Annotated in this window: 14 protein-coding genes; 2 read left to right on the top strand and 12 right to left on the bottom strand. The window is 36.6% G+C overall.

What is annotated here, in order from left to right; translation table 11 throughout:
* Positions 1–56: 56 nt before the first annotated feature.
* The 5 genes from AACU98_RS17455 to betI all read right to left on the bottom strand — a co-directional run bounded on the left by AACU98_RS17455 (position 57) and on the right by betI (position 6,777).
* A complete protein-coding gene (locus AACU98_RS17455) occupies positions 57–1,334 on the bottom strand; it encodes a cytosine deaminase (RefSeq protein WP_017827793.1) in 1,278 nt (425 codons plus the stop codon).
* Complete coding sequence (gene codB, locus AACU98_RS17450) at positions 1,324–2,574, bottom strand: cytosine permease (RefSeq protein ID WP_036905631.1); 1,251 nt, start codon at positions 2,572–2,574, stop codon at positions 1,324–1,326. Before codB ends, AACU98_RS17455 begins: the two co-directional genes overlap by 11 nt.
* A 387-nt stretch (positions 2,575–2,961) precedes the next feature.
* Positions 2,962–4,629, bottom strand: a complete 1,668-nt coding sequence (gene betA / locus AACU98_RS17445) for a choline dehydrogenase (protein WP_004250946.1) — start codon at positions 4,627–4,629, stop codon at positions 2,962–2,964.
* 45 nt (positions 4,630–4,674) lie between these two features.
* Positions 4,675–6,150, bottom strand: coding sequence for a betaine-aldehyde dehydrogenase (betB, locus tag AACU98_RS17440; protein ID WP_161734657.1), 1,476 nt, complete (start codon positions 6,148–6,150; stop codon positions 4,675–4,677).
* A gap of 24 nt (positions 6,151–6,174) precedes the next feature.
* Positions 6,175–6,777 carry a transcriptional regulator BetI gene (gene betI / locus AACU98_RS17435; protein WP_004248206.1) on the bottom strand — a complete coding sequence of 201 codons (603 nt, stop codon included), beginning with the start codon at positions 6,775–6,777 and terminating at the stop codon, positions 6,175–6,177.
* Positions 6,778–6,986: 209 nt separating this feature from the next.
* Between betI and AACU98_RS17430 the strand changes: the two genes are divergently transcribed.
* Positions 6,987–9,029 carry a choline transporter gene (locus tag AACU98_RS17430; RefSeq protein WP_004248207.1) on the top strand — a complete coding sequence of 681 codons (2,043 nt, stop codon included), beginning with the start codon at positions 6,987–6,989 and terminating at the stop codon, positions 9,027–9,029.
* Positions 9,030–9,289: 260 nt separating this feature from the next.
* Positions 9,290–10,447: a pyridoxal phosphate-dependent aminotransferase gene (locus AACU98_RS17425; protein ID WP_161734654.1), complete on the top strand. Its 1,158-nt coding sequence runs from the start codon at positions 9,290–9,292 to the stop codon at positions 10,445–10,447.
* Between the two features lie 60 nt (positions 10,448–10,507).
* On the opposite strand, the gene AACU98_RS17420 is transcribed toward AACU98_RS17425, so the two are convergent.
* From AACU98_RS17420 to AACU98_RS17390, 7 genes are all read right to left on the bottom strand, one after another.
* On the bottom strand, positions 10,508–11,065 hold the full coding sequence (locus tag AACU98_RS17420) for a fimbrial protein (protein WP_004248209.1): 558 nt from the start codon (positions 11,063–11,065) through the stop codon (positions 10,508–10,510).
* Positions 11,066–11,083: 18 nt separating this feature from the next.
* Positions 11,084–12,079 (bottom strand): fimbrial protein, encoded by a 996-nt coding sequence (locus AACU98_RS17415; RefSeq protein WP_004248210.1) that lies wholly within the window; start codon positions 12,077–12,079, stop codon positions 11,084–11,086.
* 26 nt (positions 12,080–12,105) lie between these two features.
* Positions 12,106–14,709: a fimbria/pilus outer membrane usher protein gene (locus AACU98_RS17410; protein ID WP_004243222.1), complete on the bottom strand. Its 2,604-nt coding sequence runs from the start codon at positions 14,707–14,709 to the stop codon at positions 12,106–12,108.
* Positions 14,710–14,742: 33 nt separating this feature from the next.
* A complete protein-coding gene (locus AACU98_RS17405) occupies positions 14,743–15,435 on the bottom strand; it encodes a fimbria/pilus periplasmic chaperone (RefSeq protein ID WP_004243223.1) in 693 nt (230 codons plus the stop codon).
* A gap of 24 nt (positions 15,436–15,459) precedes the next feature.
* Positions 15,460–16,002 carry a fimbrial protein gene (locus AACU98_RS17400; RefSeq protein ID WP_161734651.1) on the bottom strand — a complete coding sequence of 181 codons (543 nt, stop codon included), beginning with the start codon at positions 16,000–16,002 and terminating at the stop codon, positions 15,460–15,462.
* A gap of 61 nt (positions 16,003–16,063) precedes the next feature.
* Positions 16,064–16,624 (bottom strand): type 1 fimbrial major subunit FimA, encoded by a 561-nt coding sequence (gene fimA, locus AACU98_RS17395; RefSeq protein WP_004243225.1) that lies wholly within the window; start codon positions 16,622–16,624, stop codon positions 16,064–16,066.
* Between the two features lie 247 nt (positions 16,625–16,871).
* Positions 16,872–17,207, bottom strand: coding sequence for a helix-turn-helix domain-containing protein (locus AACU98_RS17390; protein WP_012368005.1), 336 nt, complete (start codon positions 17,205–17,207; stop codon positions 16,872–16,874).
* Positions 17,208–17,299: the final 92 nt, after the last annotated feature.

Below are 17,299 nucleotides of genomic sequence, written 5' to 3'. Positions count from 1 at the left end.
TTCAGACATCAGTCTGAACGCAGTAGGGATCCACGTCCTTTAGGGCGTGGAGGATGTCAATTATACGTAATTGGCGTTGGCTTAGCTAACATAATTTCTGTCTTAGCCGGCTCGGTTTGTGCAATCACTTTACCGTGACGAATAGAGTAACGTACAGGGACTTGACGACGTAAAGCATCAAAACCATTTTCAGCAGGAAGAATAATAAAGTTAGCACTATTACCGACTTCCACACCATAATCCGTTAATGCCAATGTTTTTGCACTATTATGACTGATAAGTTGTAATCCATTATCAATTTGCCCATAGCCCATTAACTGACAAACATGTAACCCCATATGCAGCACTTGTAGCATATTTGCTGTACCTAATGGATACCATGGATCAAAGACATCGTCATGACCAAAGCAAACATTAATACCACTCGCTAACATCTCTTTGACACGGGTGATCCCCCGACGTTTTGGATAACTATCAAAACGCCCTTGCAAATGGATATTCACTAATGGATTGGCTACAAAATTAATGCCTGACATTTTTAATAAACGAAATAAACGCGAAGTATAAGCGCCATTATAAGAGTGCATAGCGGTTGTATGACTTGCTGTTACCCGTGAGCCGATATTTTCTTTATGTGCTAATGCAGCAACGGTTTCAACAAAACGCGATTGTTCATCATCAATTTCATCACAATGCACATCAATAAGTCGATCGTATTTCAGCGCTAATGCGAAGGTTTTATGTAGTGACTCCACGCCATACTCACGGGTAAATTCAAAGTGCGGGATTGCCCCCACAACATCCGCACCTAATTTCAAGGCCTCTTCTAATAATGCTTCGCCATTAGGGTAAGATAATATCCCTTCTTGGGGAAATGCCACAATTTGTAAATCAACCCAAGGTTTGACTTCTTGTTTGACTTCTAACATGGCTTTTAAAGCCGTTAACGATGCATCAGAAACATCAACATGGGTTCTTACATGCTGAATACCATTGGCGATTTGCCATTGTAATGTTTGCCACGCCCGTTGTTTAACATCATCATGGGTGAGTAATGCTTTTCTTTCTGCCCAACGCTCAATACCTTCAAATAAGGTTCCTGATTGATTCCAGTTTGGCTGTCCTGCTGTCTGCGTGGTGTCTAAATGTATATGAGGTTCAACAAAAGGAGCGTGAACCAATCCACCTTGTGCATCTAACCCTTGGGGATGAAAATCGCTTTGCGGTTGTGGCTCAATGGCTGCAATCTGGTTATTTTTAACTGTAATGCGCCATAAACCTTCTTTTCCAGCTAAACGAGCATGATTAATTTGTTCTATATTTTTACCCAGCATGACTTATCTCCGCTTGTCGAGCTGTACGACGATTTAATATTGGATTTAATACCGCGAAACTGATTGCGCCACCTAATACGGCATTAACAGGTACGATCCCTGGTAACCAGTGACCGGCAGCAATACCGATAGCCACAGCAAGTAAGGCTACCCAGTTCACATTTTGCATCTTGTCAGCGTTGAATTGATTATACCGCGCTCTATTCATCAGATAATCTGCAATAATAACGCCACCTACAGGAGGGATCGCCGCGGATAGAAAGGTTAACCAACCAACAAAATTATTATAAAGCCATAGCGCACACAATGTGCCGATAATGCCATTAACCACAGATAATTTTTTACTGGATAACCCTGTGATATTGGCAAAACCTAACCCTGATGCATATAACGCATTATCATTGGTCGTCCAGATATTTAAACCTAATACAATGATCGCCGGCAGTAATAAACCTTGCGCTATCATCACATCGGAAATATCCGCCATGCCTAATGATGCCGCTCCCGCAGCACCAAAGACAAACATCAAAGTATTTCCTAAGAAAAAAGCCACAATAGCGACAATCACGGCAATTTTAGGGTTACGTCCAAAACGAACAAAATCCGCCGTTAATGTACCGGCACTGATAAAAGAGCCTACCACCATGGCAAGGGCTAAATTAAAATCGAGTTGTTCGGCAGGCTTCACTGCCATTAGTGTATTAATCCCTCCCATATCATGTACCGCAAGATATACAGAGTAACTTCCTAGGATAGCAATAGCAGGAACCGCAATAATGGAGAGAATAGTTAATGCAGAGATACCAAAAAACACAGTGATAGTCATTAAAATTCCTGATATTGCAATCAGGAGATTAATATCAATCCCCGTGGCTTTACCTACGGGAATAGCAAACATCGCAACACCGACACCAAACCAACCGACTTGTGTACCACCGAGTAAAAATGAGGGAAGCCAAGAGCCTTTAATACCAAAAGAGTAACGAGCAAGAAGATGAGTGGTGAGACCTGTTTTAGAACCAATAAAACCAAGAAATGCGGTGTAAATACCAAGGAGAAGATTACCGATAAGAACTGCGAGGAAGAAATCATTAAAGGAGAGACCAGTACCAAGAGCGCCGCCAGTCCACATACTGGCTGAAAAAAACGTTAATCCCAACATCACAAAGGTTAACGCTAATCCACCCTTTCTTGCGGATATGGGCACCGGGCCCTGACTATAATTGTTGTCCTGAGACACTTTAACCCCCTATTCATTTCACCAGGCCAAAAAATCTGACGCATTCTATCGGCATAAAAATTTTATGCAAACGTTTTCGTACTCTGTTTATGATAATTAATGGGATCGGTGATAGAAAAAAAATTGATATATCTCACATCAATCCTGATGTTATGGTTGTTTTACTTGAGTCACTCGACTTATTTAAAATGATTGTAAAAAGGAGATTGCTTTAGAAATATTTATGATAACAATGGAAAGTTCATAATCATTTAATTATGAAAAAATACATAAATAATATTTAATAAAACTTAAAAAAAATAAAATAATAACGAAAAAAGAAGCTTTACTTTCAGTCACAAAAAAGAGGAATTTTCATTCCTCTTGACTATTGTTTTGATAAGTTAATTAATTTCTTCTGGCAGGTGAATGTCCAGCAACATAGTAATCTGCTTGGCTTGCTGGCAATGGTTTAATGCCTTTAATTTTGTCTGCCATTTTTTCAGCAATCATAATGGTTGTCGCATTTAAATTGCCAGTAATTATATTGGGCATAATGGAAGCATCAATAACTCTTAAGCTTTCTATACCATGAACGCGTCCGGCACCATCTACGACGGCCATTTCATCATTTCCCATTTTACAACTACCACAAGGGTGAAATGCTGTTTCTGCCCGTTCACGTACAAAAGCATCCAGCTGTTCATCCGTTTGAATATCTTTCCCCGGACTAATTTCTTCACCGCGATAGGGATCTAATGCAGGTTGCGCCATAATTTCTCTCGTGATACGAATAGCAGCCCTAAACTCTTGCCAATCTTGCTCTGTTGACATGTAATTAAACAAGATGCTTGGATGCTGATGCGGATCTCGTGAGGTTATTTTTATACGTCCACGACTGGGTGAACGCATCGACCCCACATGAGCTTGAAAACCATGCACTTCCACTGCATTACTGCCATTATAATTAATCGCCACTGGTAAAAAGTGAAACTGAATATTTGGCCAAGCAAACTTTTCACTTGAGCGAATAAAACCCCCTGCTTCAAATTGATTGCTCGCCCCAATGCCCGTTCCTTTAAATAACCACTCGGCACCAATTTTAGGTTGGTTATACCATTTTAACGCTGGATAAAGTGAAACGGGTTGTTTGCATTCATATTGCAGATACATCTCTAGATGATCTTGCAAATTCTGCCCTACACCCGGTAAAACATGTACTGGCGAAATATCAAACTCATTGAGAACATCTTCAGGGCCGACACCTGAGCGTTGTAAGATTTGTGGTGATGCAATCGCCCCGGCACAAAGCAGTATTTCTTTACGTGCTTTCACATGCTGTGGCGTGGTATTCGTTCCTTTAAAATAGCGCACACCACTTGCTTTTTTACCCTCAAATTCAATAATATCGGTTGTAGCATGTGTCTCAATAGTTAAGTTTTTGCGCGATTTAGCTTGGTCAAGATAACCCCGTGCCGTACTGGCTCGACGCCCATGGGGGGTTACCGTTCTATCCATAGGGCCAAATCCTTCTTGCTGATAACCATTGAGATCGTCAGTTCTAGGATATCCAGCTTGTACACCGGCTTCGACCATCGCATGGAATAAAACATTATTCCCCTTTTTCGGTGTAGTCACACTAACAGGCCCACTATCACCATGATAATCATTAGCCCCAATATCTCGGGTTTCTGCTTTACGAAAATAGGGTAAGCAATTTAAATAATTCCAATCTTCAAGACCGGGTAATTTGGCCCACTCATCAAAATCCATCGCGTTACCACGAATGTAACACATACCATTAATGAGTGATGATCCTCCTAATCCTTTACCTCGCCCGCACTCCATGCGGCGGTTATTCATATGTGGCTCAGGCTCTGTTTCATAAGCCCAATTATAGCGTCTACCCTGTAACGGATAAGCTAATGCTGCTGGCATTTGTGTGCGAAAATCGAACCTGTAGTCCGGTCCTCCAGCTTCAAGGAGCAGCACAGTAACATCAGGATCTTCTGTCAAGCGGGTAGCAAGAACGTTACCGGCTGAACCAGCACCGATAATAATGTAGTCATAGACCATTGTTATCTCCTCTGTTTCAGTCATTAAAATTAAAAATAGAATGGATTAAAAAACGGATGAAAACTCCCCAAGTTCAACTTGAATAGATTTGATTTGAGTGTAATTTTGTAGTGTGACAAGCCCATTTTCACGGCCAACACCGGAATGTTTATAACCACCAACAGGCATTTCTGCTGCAGATTCACCCCAAGTATTGATCCAGCAAATTCCGGCTTCTAATTGATGTATAACGCGATGTGCCGTTGTCAGATCTCGAGTCACCAAGCCTGCGGCTAATCCATATACACTATTATTGGCACGTAAAATAACTTCATCTTCTGTTTGATAACTTAAAATGCTCATTACAGGGCCGAAGATTTCGTCCTGCGTGATTTTCATATCATCAGTACAATCGGTAAATACCGTTGGCGCCACATAAGCCCCTTTCGCCAATGCACCAGCGAATAAACGTTCACCACCACAAAGTAGTTTTGCACCTTGAGCTTTACCTAACTCGATATAGCTTAAAACTTTTTCAAGATGAGGGAAGCTGACTAATGGTCCAAAGTTGGTATCCATTTCCAGTGGTGAACCAACGCGAATACGAGAGACACGCTCAATGATTTTAGCTTCAAAAGCTTGTTTTAACTTTTCTGGCACAAATACGCGTGTTCCATTGGTACATACTTGTCCTGAACTATAGAAATTAGCCATCATGGCGATATCAGCTGCGGTATCAAGATCGGCATCATCAAAAATAATTAACGGTGACTTACCACCTAGCTCCATAGTGACATCTTTTAAGCTTGATGAAGAAGCGCTCGCCATCACTTTTTTCCCAGTATCGATCCCCCCCGTAAATGAGACTTTAGCGATATCAGGGTGCTGCGTTAGCCATTGCCCTACAGTGGCATCACCCGTTACCACATTAAATACCCCTTGAGGCAAGCCCGCTTCAGTATATATTTCAGCCAATTTTAATGCCGTTAATGATGTCATTTCACTCGGTTTAAAAATCATCGCATTACCTGCTGCTAATGCAGGTGCTGATTTCCATAACGCAATTTGAATTGGATAATTCCATGCACCAATGCCGGCAACAACACCTAATGGCTCACGACGGGTGTAAACAAAAGCGCTGTCACGTAGTGGGATCTGCTCTCCTTCAAGGGCAGGAATAAGACCTGCATAGTATTCCAATACATCAGCACCGGTGACAATATCGACATAACGTGTTTCAGACAGGGGTTTACCGGTGTCTAACGTTTCTAAATGCGCTAACTCATCATTACGTTCACGTAAAATATCCACGGCACGTCGAAGAATACGGGAGCGCGCCATCGCAGGCATGGCAGCCCATATTTTTTGTCCTTGCTTTGCACTTTCTACCGCCCAATTAATATCTTCTTCACAGGCTGATTGTAAATGTGCAATCATCTCACCTGTAGCAGGATTAATTGCGGCAAATTGTTCACATTCAGGTTGTGCGCAATCAACATATCCACCATGAATATAAAGCTTGTGTAACGGTGGGTTTTGCATATTTTCTCCTTTATAGTGAGTAAGTTAAGTCTGTTTATCCTGGCAAAGATTAAGTTGCATATCGATATACTCATCAGTAATTTTTTTTGCTTCTGCTAACGAAAATGGCTCCTCGCTAAGGGCACTACGTAGCCATAAACCATCGATTAAAGCGGCCAAGCCTTTGGCGGCTAAGCGTGCTTTATCTTTTGTTAACGCACGTCCAAATTCATAACAGAGATTAGAGTACAAACGTCTATCATTAACTTTTTGTAAACGATGCAAATTAGGCTGATGCATGCTACTTGCCCAAAAAGCCAGCCAAGTTTTCATTGCGGTTTCACTGGTTTGTGACGTATCAAAGTTACCATCGACAATGGCTTGAATACGCAATTTAGGCTCAGCATCGCTTAAAATACGTAATCGCATTGCGACGGCAAAACCTAACTGATATTGGATATGGCGCATTGCCGCTTCCAATAAACCATTTTTATCACGGAAGTAGTGGCTTATAATGCCATTAGATACCCCGGCCTTTCGTGCAATTAATGCAATGCTGGCATCTTGCATTCCGACCTCATTAATCACCGCTAATGTCGCCTGAATTAATTGCTGTTTACGTATCGACTGCATCCCTATCTTCGGCATGTTTTCAAGACCTAAAAAATACATTGAACACTTTTATTAAACGTTTTTTTAATTGAACATTCAATCAATATTAACTATTGTTTATCACAATTAATTCACAAATGACATAAGGAGCAGATCGTGAAAATTTGAATCTTTGCATATAAATCAATTGATTAGCAAAGAATGCAACTTTTAACTTTTAGATGAATAAATTTTTGGAATTTCTGATGACAACTCTTAATAGCTCAAAAAAACCACAGAAAGACAAGCTCAATTCTGTTGTTTTTTTCGCTTCCGCAACGCTGATTTTAGCGTTCTCTTTTTTCACTATTTTAATGACAGATACCGCCAATGCATGGATCATTAAAACACTAGGTTGGGTATCAAAAACCTTTGGTTGGTACTATTTATTAGCGGCAACTTTGTACATTGTTTTCGTTATTTTCGTTGCCACATCTCGCTTTGGTAATATTAAATTAGGCCCAGAACAGTCAAAGCCTGAATTTAGTGTATTAAGCTGGTCTGCTATGTTGTTTGCCGCGGGGATCGGGATTGACTTAATGTTTTTCTCAGTCGCTGAGCCTATTACCCAATATATGCTACCGCCTACTGGCGAAGGTGAAACAATAGAAGCAGCCCGTCAGTCGATGGTGTGGACATTATTCCACTATGGCCTGACGGGCTGGTCTATGTATGCACTGATTGGTATTGCACTCGGGTATTTTAGTTATCGTTATAATTTACCCTTGACCATCCGCTCTGCACTTTATCCTATCTTTGGCAATCGTATTTATGGCCCCATCGGTCATACTGTCGATATTGCTGCCGTATTGGGTACTATTTTTGGTATTGCCACCACCTTAGGTATTGGCGTAGTACAACTTAATTATGGGTTGAAAGTTCTCTTCGATTTACCGCAAGGGTTAGGTGTACAAGGTGGTTTAATTCTACTTTCCGTAATTATGGCGGTGATCTCAGCCACATCAGGCGTCAATAAAGGCATACGTATTCTTTCCGAATTAAATGTATTACTCGCTTTAGGGTTAATTTTATTTATCCTATTTGCTGGCGATACTGAATTTTTATTAAATGCGTTAGTACTTAATGTCGGTGATTATGTAAACCGATTCTTAGGAATGACGCTAAATAGCTTTGCTTTTGATAGACCAACGGATTGGATGAATAGCTGGACACTTTTCTTCTGGGCTTGGTGGGTTGCTTGGTCACCTTTTGTGGGCTTATTTTTAGCACGTATCTCAAGGGGGAGAACTATCCGTCAATTCGTTATAGGCACCTTGATCATCCCTTTTGTATTCACGCTATTATGGTTGTCTATCTTTGGTAATAGTGCACTTTATGAAGTGATCCACGGTAATCAAACCTTTGCTGAAACAGTATTAGCCTCACCAGAAAAAGGCTTTTATTCTCTACTTGAACTCTATCCGGGATTCGGTTTAACCGCTTCCGTAGCGACTATTACAGGATTACTTTTCTATGTAACCTCGGCAGACTCCGGTTCATTAGTTTTAGGTAACTTCACTTCTCAACTGAGTGATATAAATAATGATGCCCCAAATTGGCTACGCATATTCTGGTCTATCGCTATTGGTCTATTAACATTAGGTATGTTAATGGCAGACGGGGTTTCTGCTTTGCAAAATACCACGGTTATTATGGGATTGCCTTTTAGCTTTGTTATTTTCTTTATTATGGCAGGACTATATAAGTCATTAAAAGTAGAAGATTTTAGACGCGTCAGTTCATTAAACACCAATGCGCCAGCACCTCTTTATGGTAACACCACCATGAACTGGAAACAGCGTCTAGGTCGAGTGATGAATTTTCCAGGTACTACCTATACCCAACGGATGTTAGATTTAGTTTGTACCCCAGCGATGCAAGATGTGGCTAATGAGCTGTCATTACGTGGTGCAAATGTCTCGTTTAATCTTTACCCGCTGGAAGAAGAGCCTCGTTTAAACCATTTAGAATTAGTGGTTGATTTAGGCCAAGAGCAGCATTTTATTTATCAAATATGGCCACAAAAATATTCAGTACCTGCATTTACTTATCGTGCTCGTCGAGGTAAATCCCATTATTACCGACTAGAAACCTATTTATGGGAAGGTTCACAGGGTAATGATTTAATGGACTATACCAAGGAGCAAGTGATCAGTGATATTCTCGACCAATATGAAAAACACTTAAACTTTATTCACTTAAGTCGTGAAGCGCCCGGTGCAACATTAACATTTCCAGAATCAAATTAATTAGCGACTGAGCTATCTTATCTCTCAAGGGAACCCGTGTTATCGGTTCCCTTTTTTATTAGCCTGCATCACACACCTTATGCAATACATCGCTATTTTCTGACTTTATTTCATGTTGACATGCTTAAGCTAATTCCTAAAAACCGACCCAAGAATGAATAAATAATCAAAATTAAAACATATTTATTTACTTATTGTATTTTTTTAGTAATCTACATAAACAATAAAAATGTAGAATAATTTACTTGGGGAAACATCACATGAATCGTCGTTCATTTTTAACATCATCAAGCTTAGTGATCGGGGGACTTTCATTAAGTTCGTTTGTTAGCGCTACCTATGCCGCAGAAACTTCAAACCCTAAACAGCTATTTAATGCAGAAAATCCTTTACTGTTAAACTTTAATGAAAACTCGCTAGGCATGTCATCCAATGCCAAACAGGCGATTATTGATGCACTTCCCCATGCTTTTCGCTATCCAGATGATGCGCGAAGCGCACTGATCAGTGCATTAGGTGAAGAATTTAAGCTATCAGACAAACACATCACTCTAGGTAATGGCTCCTCTGAAACCATACAAGCAGCCGTACAATATGTGGCTAATAAAGCGCAAAAAGCAGGTAAAGCGGCACAACTAATTGTGCCTGATCCAACGTTTAATTATGCCGAACTTTATGCTGAACCTTTAGGTGTTAATATCGTAAAAGTGCCGGTTGATAACACATTGGCTTTTGATTTAACCGCCATGCAGAAAAAAGCACAAGCATTTGATGGTATTAGCATGGTATATCTGTGCAATCCTAATAACCCAACCGCAATGCTGACACCAACAGCGGCATTAACAAATTGGATCACCTCAGCAAAAGAAAATGTCTTTTTTATTATTGATGAAGCTTACGCTGAATTTGTGACAACACCTGAATTTACCAGTGCGATAGCATTAGTTGCTCAAGGTTATAAAAACTTGATTGTTACCCGTACATTTTCAAAAATTTATGCATTAGCTGGATTAAGGGTAGGCTATGGTGTGGCAGTCCCTGAGGTAATTAGTGAAGTAGATAGTTTCGTTTCTATTGATAATACCAATACTGCCGGTGCTGTTAGCGCATTAGCCTCGTTAAAAGATCACGCTTTTGTGGCATATAGTCGCAAGTCAATTGATGTATCACGACAAATGGTGGTTGATACTTTAAACGCCTTAAATATCGAGTATGCACCTTCTCACGCCAACTTTATTTTTCATAAAGTCAAAGGTGATGTGAAAACTTATCAAGAGAGAATGAAAGCGGCAAATATTATGGTAGGACGTGAGTTTCCTCCCGCATTAGGTTGGAGCCGTTTGACCTTAGGAACCCCTGAGGAGATGAGTTATTTTGTCGCGACGTTAAAAGAGTTTAGAACTAAAGGATGGATATAATCCTCTACAGCCAATAGTTATAAATTTATTTAAAAGGGAACGACACAGTTCCCTTGTTATTTACAGATATTCTAAAGAAAATAATACTTCACCATTTGCACTTCCCCCAACTACGTCCTTATTAGTTGCGATATATTGCGCATAAAAATCGAGAGAAATATTATTAGTTGTCTCTACAGGGTAAATCATACTACTTTTTCCCGGTAATATTTTATTCTGATTTTTATCTAAAATAGCAATACCTATATTTTGAGCCGCATTTTTTTCTGCCAACTTAAACAAGGTACTATCCTTACTGTCAGTATCACCACTAAACATTACTTTTACACCGCTAGTAACAATACTGCAATCAGTTAAGTTAAGTGTAAACTTTACTGGCTCTGTTGTATTTTTTTGCTGAAAATCTTTTGTTCCCCAAACCCCTAAGTCAACAAATTTATTTAGCGAATCAGGGCTGACTCTACAAGTATTTGCCACAATGTTCGCTTTTATAACAATATTTGTATTAGCTAATTCTGCTGTTGCATCTTTAGTAAAAAATACTGTATATCCGCTAAAAAGTAGCATTCCCCATAATAGAAAGCGCATTATTTTTCTAGTATGTAATAACTCATTCATGATATTAGCCTATTAAAATTAAGGGAAATCAACTCTTAGAAAGCCACTTGATGTGACAGCGCCTTCAGTTGGTGTTTTTCCATCAATACTTACGGGATAAACATTAATCGTGACATTAGCATCAGCATTTTGGTTGAGTCTGAAAGGAATAAAACTTGATAAATCATTAGGTGTTAATTCAGATCCACTTGAATTAGCAACCACAAAGCCAACACTTTTATTATTAGAAACAATAGCATTACCTTGAACTGAATCTGCTTGTAATCGCATTGTTAAATCAGCACTGGCATCTATATTGTCACATTGAATACTTAAGTTTCTAGAAACCGTATTAACTCCTTCGGCTTTTTTCCCTGCTACTTTAAAACTTGATGCAGGAATATTGTCAAAATCAATATTCAACACTTGCCCTGAATTAATAACGCAAGATTGTGGAACTGTCATTGAAAGATTTAAAAATAGCTTTGTAATGATAGTTTGTTTAGTCGCACAATTCTGTGGTTGGCAAAAACCAAATTCGCCTACAAAAATATTTTTTACATAGGTACCAGAAATAATAGCTTTGTCAATTTTTATTCTGGTTTGATACTTTCTTACAGAAACGACGCTTTCTTCGTTTTCAGTATAAGTACGGGCACCACAAGTAGAGCTTAGCGTAGGTACATTATAAGGGACATAAATTGTTCTACAATTATTAGTCATTCTTAACGCAACAGAAATATAGTCATCTATCTTAGAATAAATCCAGTCATTATTGCTGGTATTTGCACTAGGAATATTACCATTGGAATATGTCGCCCATGTTTGCGCTTGTCCCGCATTCCATCTTAATGTAATTCGATTGGACAAAGTAATATCAGAAGCATCTTTAGTAACACCGACTTTATTTTCCGTCTTTGATAGTTGTCCACTAAGCGTGGAATATTCATTCGCATTACAACCACTGACACAGCTCACAGCGACTGCATTATTTGAAATAATGGCTATTATTGTAAACAATACTATTCTAATCATAATAAAATCCGTAAATATGCTTGTTTTTAATATTGGCATGTGGAAGAAATAAAATAGATACCTTTTTCTTTTGATGACTTCTCATTAATTTGGTAATCGAATATACATTGTTGATCAGCCATTTTTCCCCATTTTGCTTTTAGCCTACCAACAGGTGCTAAACCAGAGATAAAAACATTCCCATTATCGCCAACAATACCACTTACGGAACGCTCTTCATCAACAACCATCGCACCGAAAGGTATAATAGCGCCATCTTTTTTGCTTAATGTAACCATTGCTCGATAGCCAATATTCGTTTTAAAATTAGCTTCAACCAATGCCCCTTTAGTAGGAACTACATTAATAATCGTATTTTCTAATTCAATATTTTCTTCTAATGAATTAACATCTAATGAAACTCGATTATTTTTATATGTTGAAGCAAACGGTAAGACAGCATAACCATTATTATCAGTTAATATACCATTTGCATTTTCTACTTTAATATTATTAGCATCATTTGCTTTAATAAGAATATTGGTATCCCCTAAAGGTTGAGTTAAAGTAATACCACCTGCATGAGCAACAACACCACCATTTAAACTATAATTAAACTCATGCCAATCATTACTATAATTATATCCGCTACCTATATTAGCATATTTACCTTTATAATTAGCATAAACCATTCCTGAATAACCAGAACCATTATGCGTATATCCTTGTTGAATATTATAATTTAAATTATTGTCTTCAAGGAGAGTTCCTGTTAGTCCCACTTGATTGACCCAAACATTGTCATCGCTTCTATTCATTGAGTAAACAGCATACATACTATTTCTACTTGAATGTAAGTCACTTACAGTTTGTTGGTTAAATACATCATTAAGAGGAATTGATATATTAAAAGCTACATTTTTATTATCACCACGCATACCCGGTGATTTTAATTTCGATAAACTAAGACTATAATTTATCCTATCAATATTAGCATTATAACCCAGTTGCCATAACTGTTCAGTTTCAGTTGTGCGCCAATAGTTTTGGTAAGAGCCTAAAATATACAAAGAACTATTATTGGTAATTTGCTGATTTATATTAAGTTGAAACCTCCCTTTTTTAGAATAATTTAAATTATAGTAGTTAGATAAGTTATCCTCATCTCTTATTATTCCATTATCTGTTACTATTTCACGCCCTGCCATTTTTTTATAACTAACTTCATTTAGGGTATAATAGCCTTGCGTTGAATATCGATACCCCATTATTTGAAAGTTAGTGCCTGTGCTATTAATCGATTTAGCATAAAGTAATCGGAATGACTGCCCTTTTTTATGCTCATCGTTTGGCAATATACTATTCGCCTGTATTACATCTGCTGATATCGCCCCAAAGGTGCCTAGATTACCACCTAAACCAATCGCATAGGCTTGATAATTATTTGAAAATTGGCTTCCTCCATATAACGTCATATTATAAGGTAAGCCATATACTAAACTTAATTGACCAAAATTAGGTTTATCTTGATAATCTGCTCCGCTACGAAATTCCCCTCCAATCAATTCGTATTTTAAGCGTCCTTCACGTTGTAAAATAGGCACATTTGAATAAGGTACAACAAATTGTGTAATTTTACCGTTATTCTCTTTGATTGTGACATCTAAATTACCGCTACTTGATGTGGCATAGAGATCTTTTATTTCAAATGCACCTGGAGGTACAGAAATTTGATAAATAACAAAACCATTCTGCTTGACTGTAACAATAGCATTGCTATTCGCAATACCCTTTATCGTAGGTGCAAATCCTCTCATGCTATCAGGCAACATATTATCATCAGATTCTAGCTTAATCCCTCTAAAACCAAGACTATCAAAAATGGTTCCATTAGAAAAAGAGTCACCAAGGGTTAATTCAGCACGTAATGGAATAATAGGTTTTTGTACATATGTTCTTATATTCCTCCATTTATTTTGCTTACTTTCACCACTGGCATAGTTCCATGAACTTTCATTTCTAAATCGCCATGAACCAAGATTAATACCAGGATTTAAGTTTAAAAAATAATTATTATTATCAACGTTATCCTTAAAGTTCTTACTATTTCTTCCTGTGAAATTATAATTTAGTAAAAACGCATTAATCCCATTATCCCATTTTTCAGGTGGGATAAAGCCACGAACATTATTTTTAAACATTATTTGTGGAATACTTAAAAATAATTTTTGTCCTTCAAAATCGAATTTAACACTTGAGTTTTCTATTTTATCTAAAATATTCTCACAAGCACTATCTTTACTTTCTACCTCTTCTGATTTCTTTTTGCTATTTTCAGTTAAAGTTATTCCAAAATTTGTCAAAGTTTTATTATCTATACAAGGTAATAAACCTGTATCATCGGATGATGCATCGCTTTCATAAAATATTAAATTTTTTGTTTCAACATATTCATCGTTTACATAAATTTCTACTGAATACATTCCTTCAGGTTGGCCTTCACCTTTATCAAATCGAGATAAATCTGCTACTTCATTATCAATATTTGAAATTAAGTTAGGATTAAAAAAACTATCCGCATACACCACACCAGAAAAGCATGTACCTAAAAAGATATATAAATTAAAACATATAGTTTTAGATTTTAGCATAATAAAGCCTTATCATTAATGAATGTTATAGCATTACTTACCAATCTGTTTCGTTACTTTGGGTGTACTAGCACCATAATCATTAATAGTTTGATAAGATATTTGACTATAGTTAGGCTTGCTGACTTTAATCATTACTGTTCCCATAGGAGGAACCATAATACTATTTAGCTGTTCATTATCAGCTTCTAAATTAATTAATGTCGCGTAATAAGGTGAAGGATTATTTACTATTATGTTTCCTTGTGATTTTTTAAACTCAAGACTATTAGGTACATCCTCTATGTTAAAATTTAATCCTTGAGGTCTAATAAAAATTTTTATTCTAGATAATACTGCTAGCTGTAATATATTTTTATCTTTTATTTCTTCTCGCTCAATTTCAGGGATTGCTTTTGTATTTAACCAGAACAAACTTTCTCTATCATTTGGTAATGCCTTACCAGCATAAATTATTCTTAGCTTGTTTTCACTTTCTGGTTTGCTGACAAACAGTGGTGGTGTAACAATAAATTCATTACTTTTTTGATCTTGGCTATCATCAATCCATGATTGCACTAAAAAGCGTAATCTTTTATCTGTATTATTAAGAGTAATTGACGTCTGTTTTGCATCCATAGGATAGACTATGCGTGTTGCAGCTAATGCAACACCTCCCGCATATGATAGCGATGAAAAACTGAAGAGAAAAAATAACGCAATAAAGTGTTTAGATATTAAATGCATATTAACCTCAAATGATAGGTTTATTTATTGATAATTGAAAACAAACCAAACTACGCTGTCAGCTTTTCCACCGATAACGTTTTCTTTCGTTGCCAGATAACTTGCTTTAAATTTTAGTTTTAATTCATTCTCTTCAATAAATTTATACTTATTGAATTTATTAGGAATAATTATTTCACCTTCATCATTAAATAATGCAACACCTAATCCTGAAGCTGAATTTTGTTGATCGGTGATGCTAAATAATCGTTTATCATTATTGTTTACATCACCTATAATAATTATACTGACTTTATCCGTAATACTTTTATTACATCCCATTAATTTAATAAAAAATGGGATTTTTATAGAGTGACTTCCTACTCCATGAAATTGGTTACTACTAATAACACCAAGATCAACAATTTGATATTCACTTTCAGAAGATACTGTACAAGCAGGCTCTACAATTCCCCCTTTAAAAGTCACAATACCATCTTCTAAAGAAATATTTTCCCTGTCATTAGAATAGGCTGTAAATGAAAGAGTAAAAAATAGGACAATAGAATATATTAAACTATATTTCATATTTCCCTCGATATAAAAGTATGACCTTTATCAGGTCATACTTTAAATTAATCCAATTTATTTATTCATATTGCATTTTGAAAGTTACATCAGCATCAGCATGACCAGGGGTAACGGTATCTAATGTAGATTTATAACGTGCAACAAAGTTAAGTGTATTTGATCCATCAATTAATTGTTTTGCTGTAGAAAAAACAGAGCCGTCTGGTGGTAACACTTTTCCTGTATGATCTGTAATTTCAATACCAACGCCCGTCGCAGCACCCGCACCACCTGTTGTAATATTGCTTACAGCTAATACTGTTTTATCATTTGAATCACTTACACCTGAAAATGAAACTGAGGCATTCTGTGCGACAGTCGTATCACAAGCTTCTAAATTGATATAAAAATCAGTATTACCAACTGTTTTCCCTACACTATCAAATTGTGCGGTACGATATTGTCCAATATTAACAGTTTGATCTATTGATTTTGTACTAACAACACATGCAGCATTAACAATTTCTCCAGTAAAATTAATTTTACCACCATTAACAATAGTCGCTGCAGAAGCAACACCGCTCAGTGATAAAACAGATACTGTAAATAGAGCTTTAACTAACATCTTTTTTTTAAGCATTGACTTTTCCTTTTACATTACAGGTAAATATACAACAACTTCACTTATAAATTAAAATAGTAAATCTATATTAGATAACAATATTTGAATCCATATACTAATTATATGATAAAGTGTTAACTGCCTTAATAAGGGTAATTTAATAAACATTAAATAAATAGGATTTTAATTTTAAATAAAATCCCTATTAATTAATTCATTGATATACTTAATATACTTGCCACCAATAATATTACTTATCTTACATTTAAATAATATTCTCAAAGAATGGAATATTATTATCAGAATCATATTTTATTTTATATTTTAATGTGATAACTCTTTTGGAAACCTTTTCAAAGAAATCACTTATTGAAATATCAAATATATTTAGTATGTGAAAAAGTATATCAATAGGTATTTTATTTATTCCTCGTTCATAACGAGAAATTTGTTGTTGAGAGATATTCAATAATTTTCCTAACTCAGCCCCCGTCATAGAATTACGTTGCCTTAAAAGAAAAAGTTCATATCCAATCGAATGACAAAATATTTTTCTTTCTGAAATATATTCAAAATTCAATGAGAAATTATTTATTTCCAAAATTCACTTCCTCAACTGTATTTGCATTTAATTTACTTTATGAGATTAATAAAATCAATTATTCAAAAATTTCTAACGAATTAAAAACCTCA

This window comes from Proteus sp. G4380 (genome assembly GCF_963885725.1).
GTDB lineage: Bacteria > Pseudomonadota > Gammaproteobacteria > Enterobacterales > Enterobacteriaceae > Proteus > Proteus mirabilis.
This window is presented reverse-complemented; position numbering and strand designations above follow the sequence as displayed.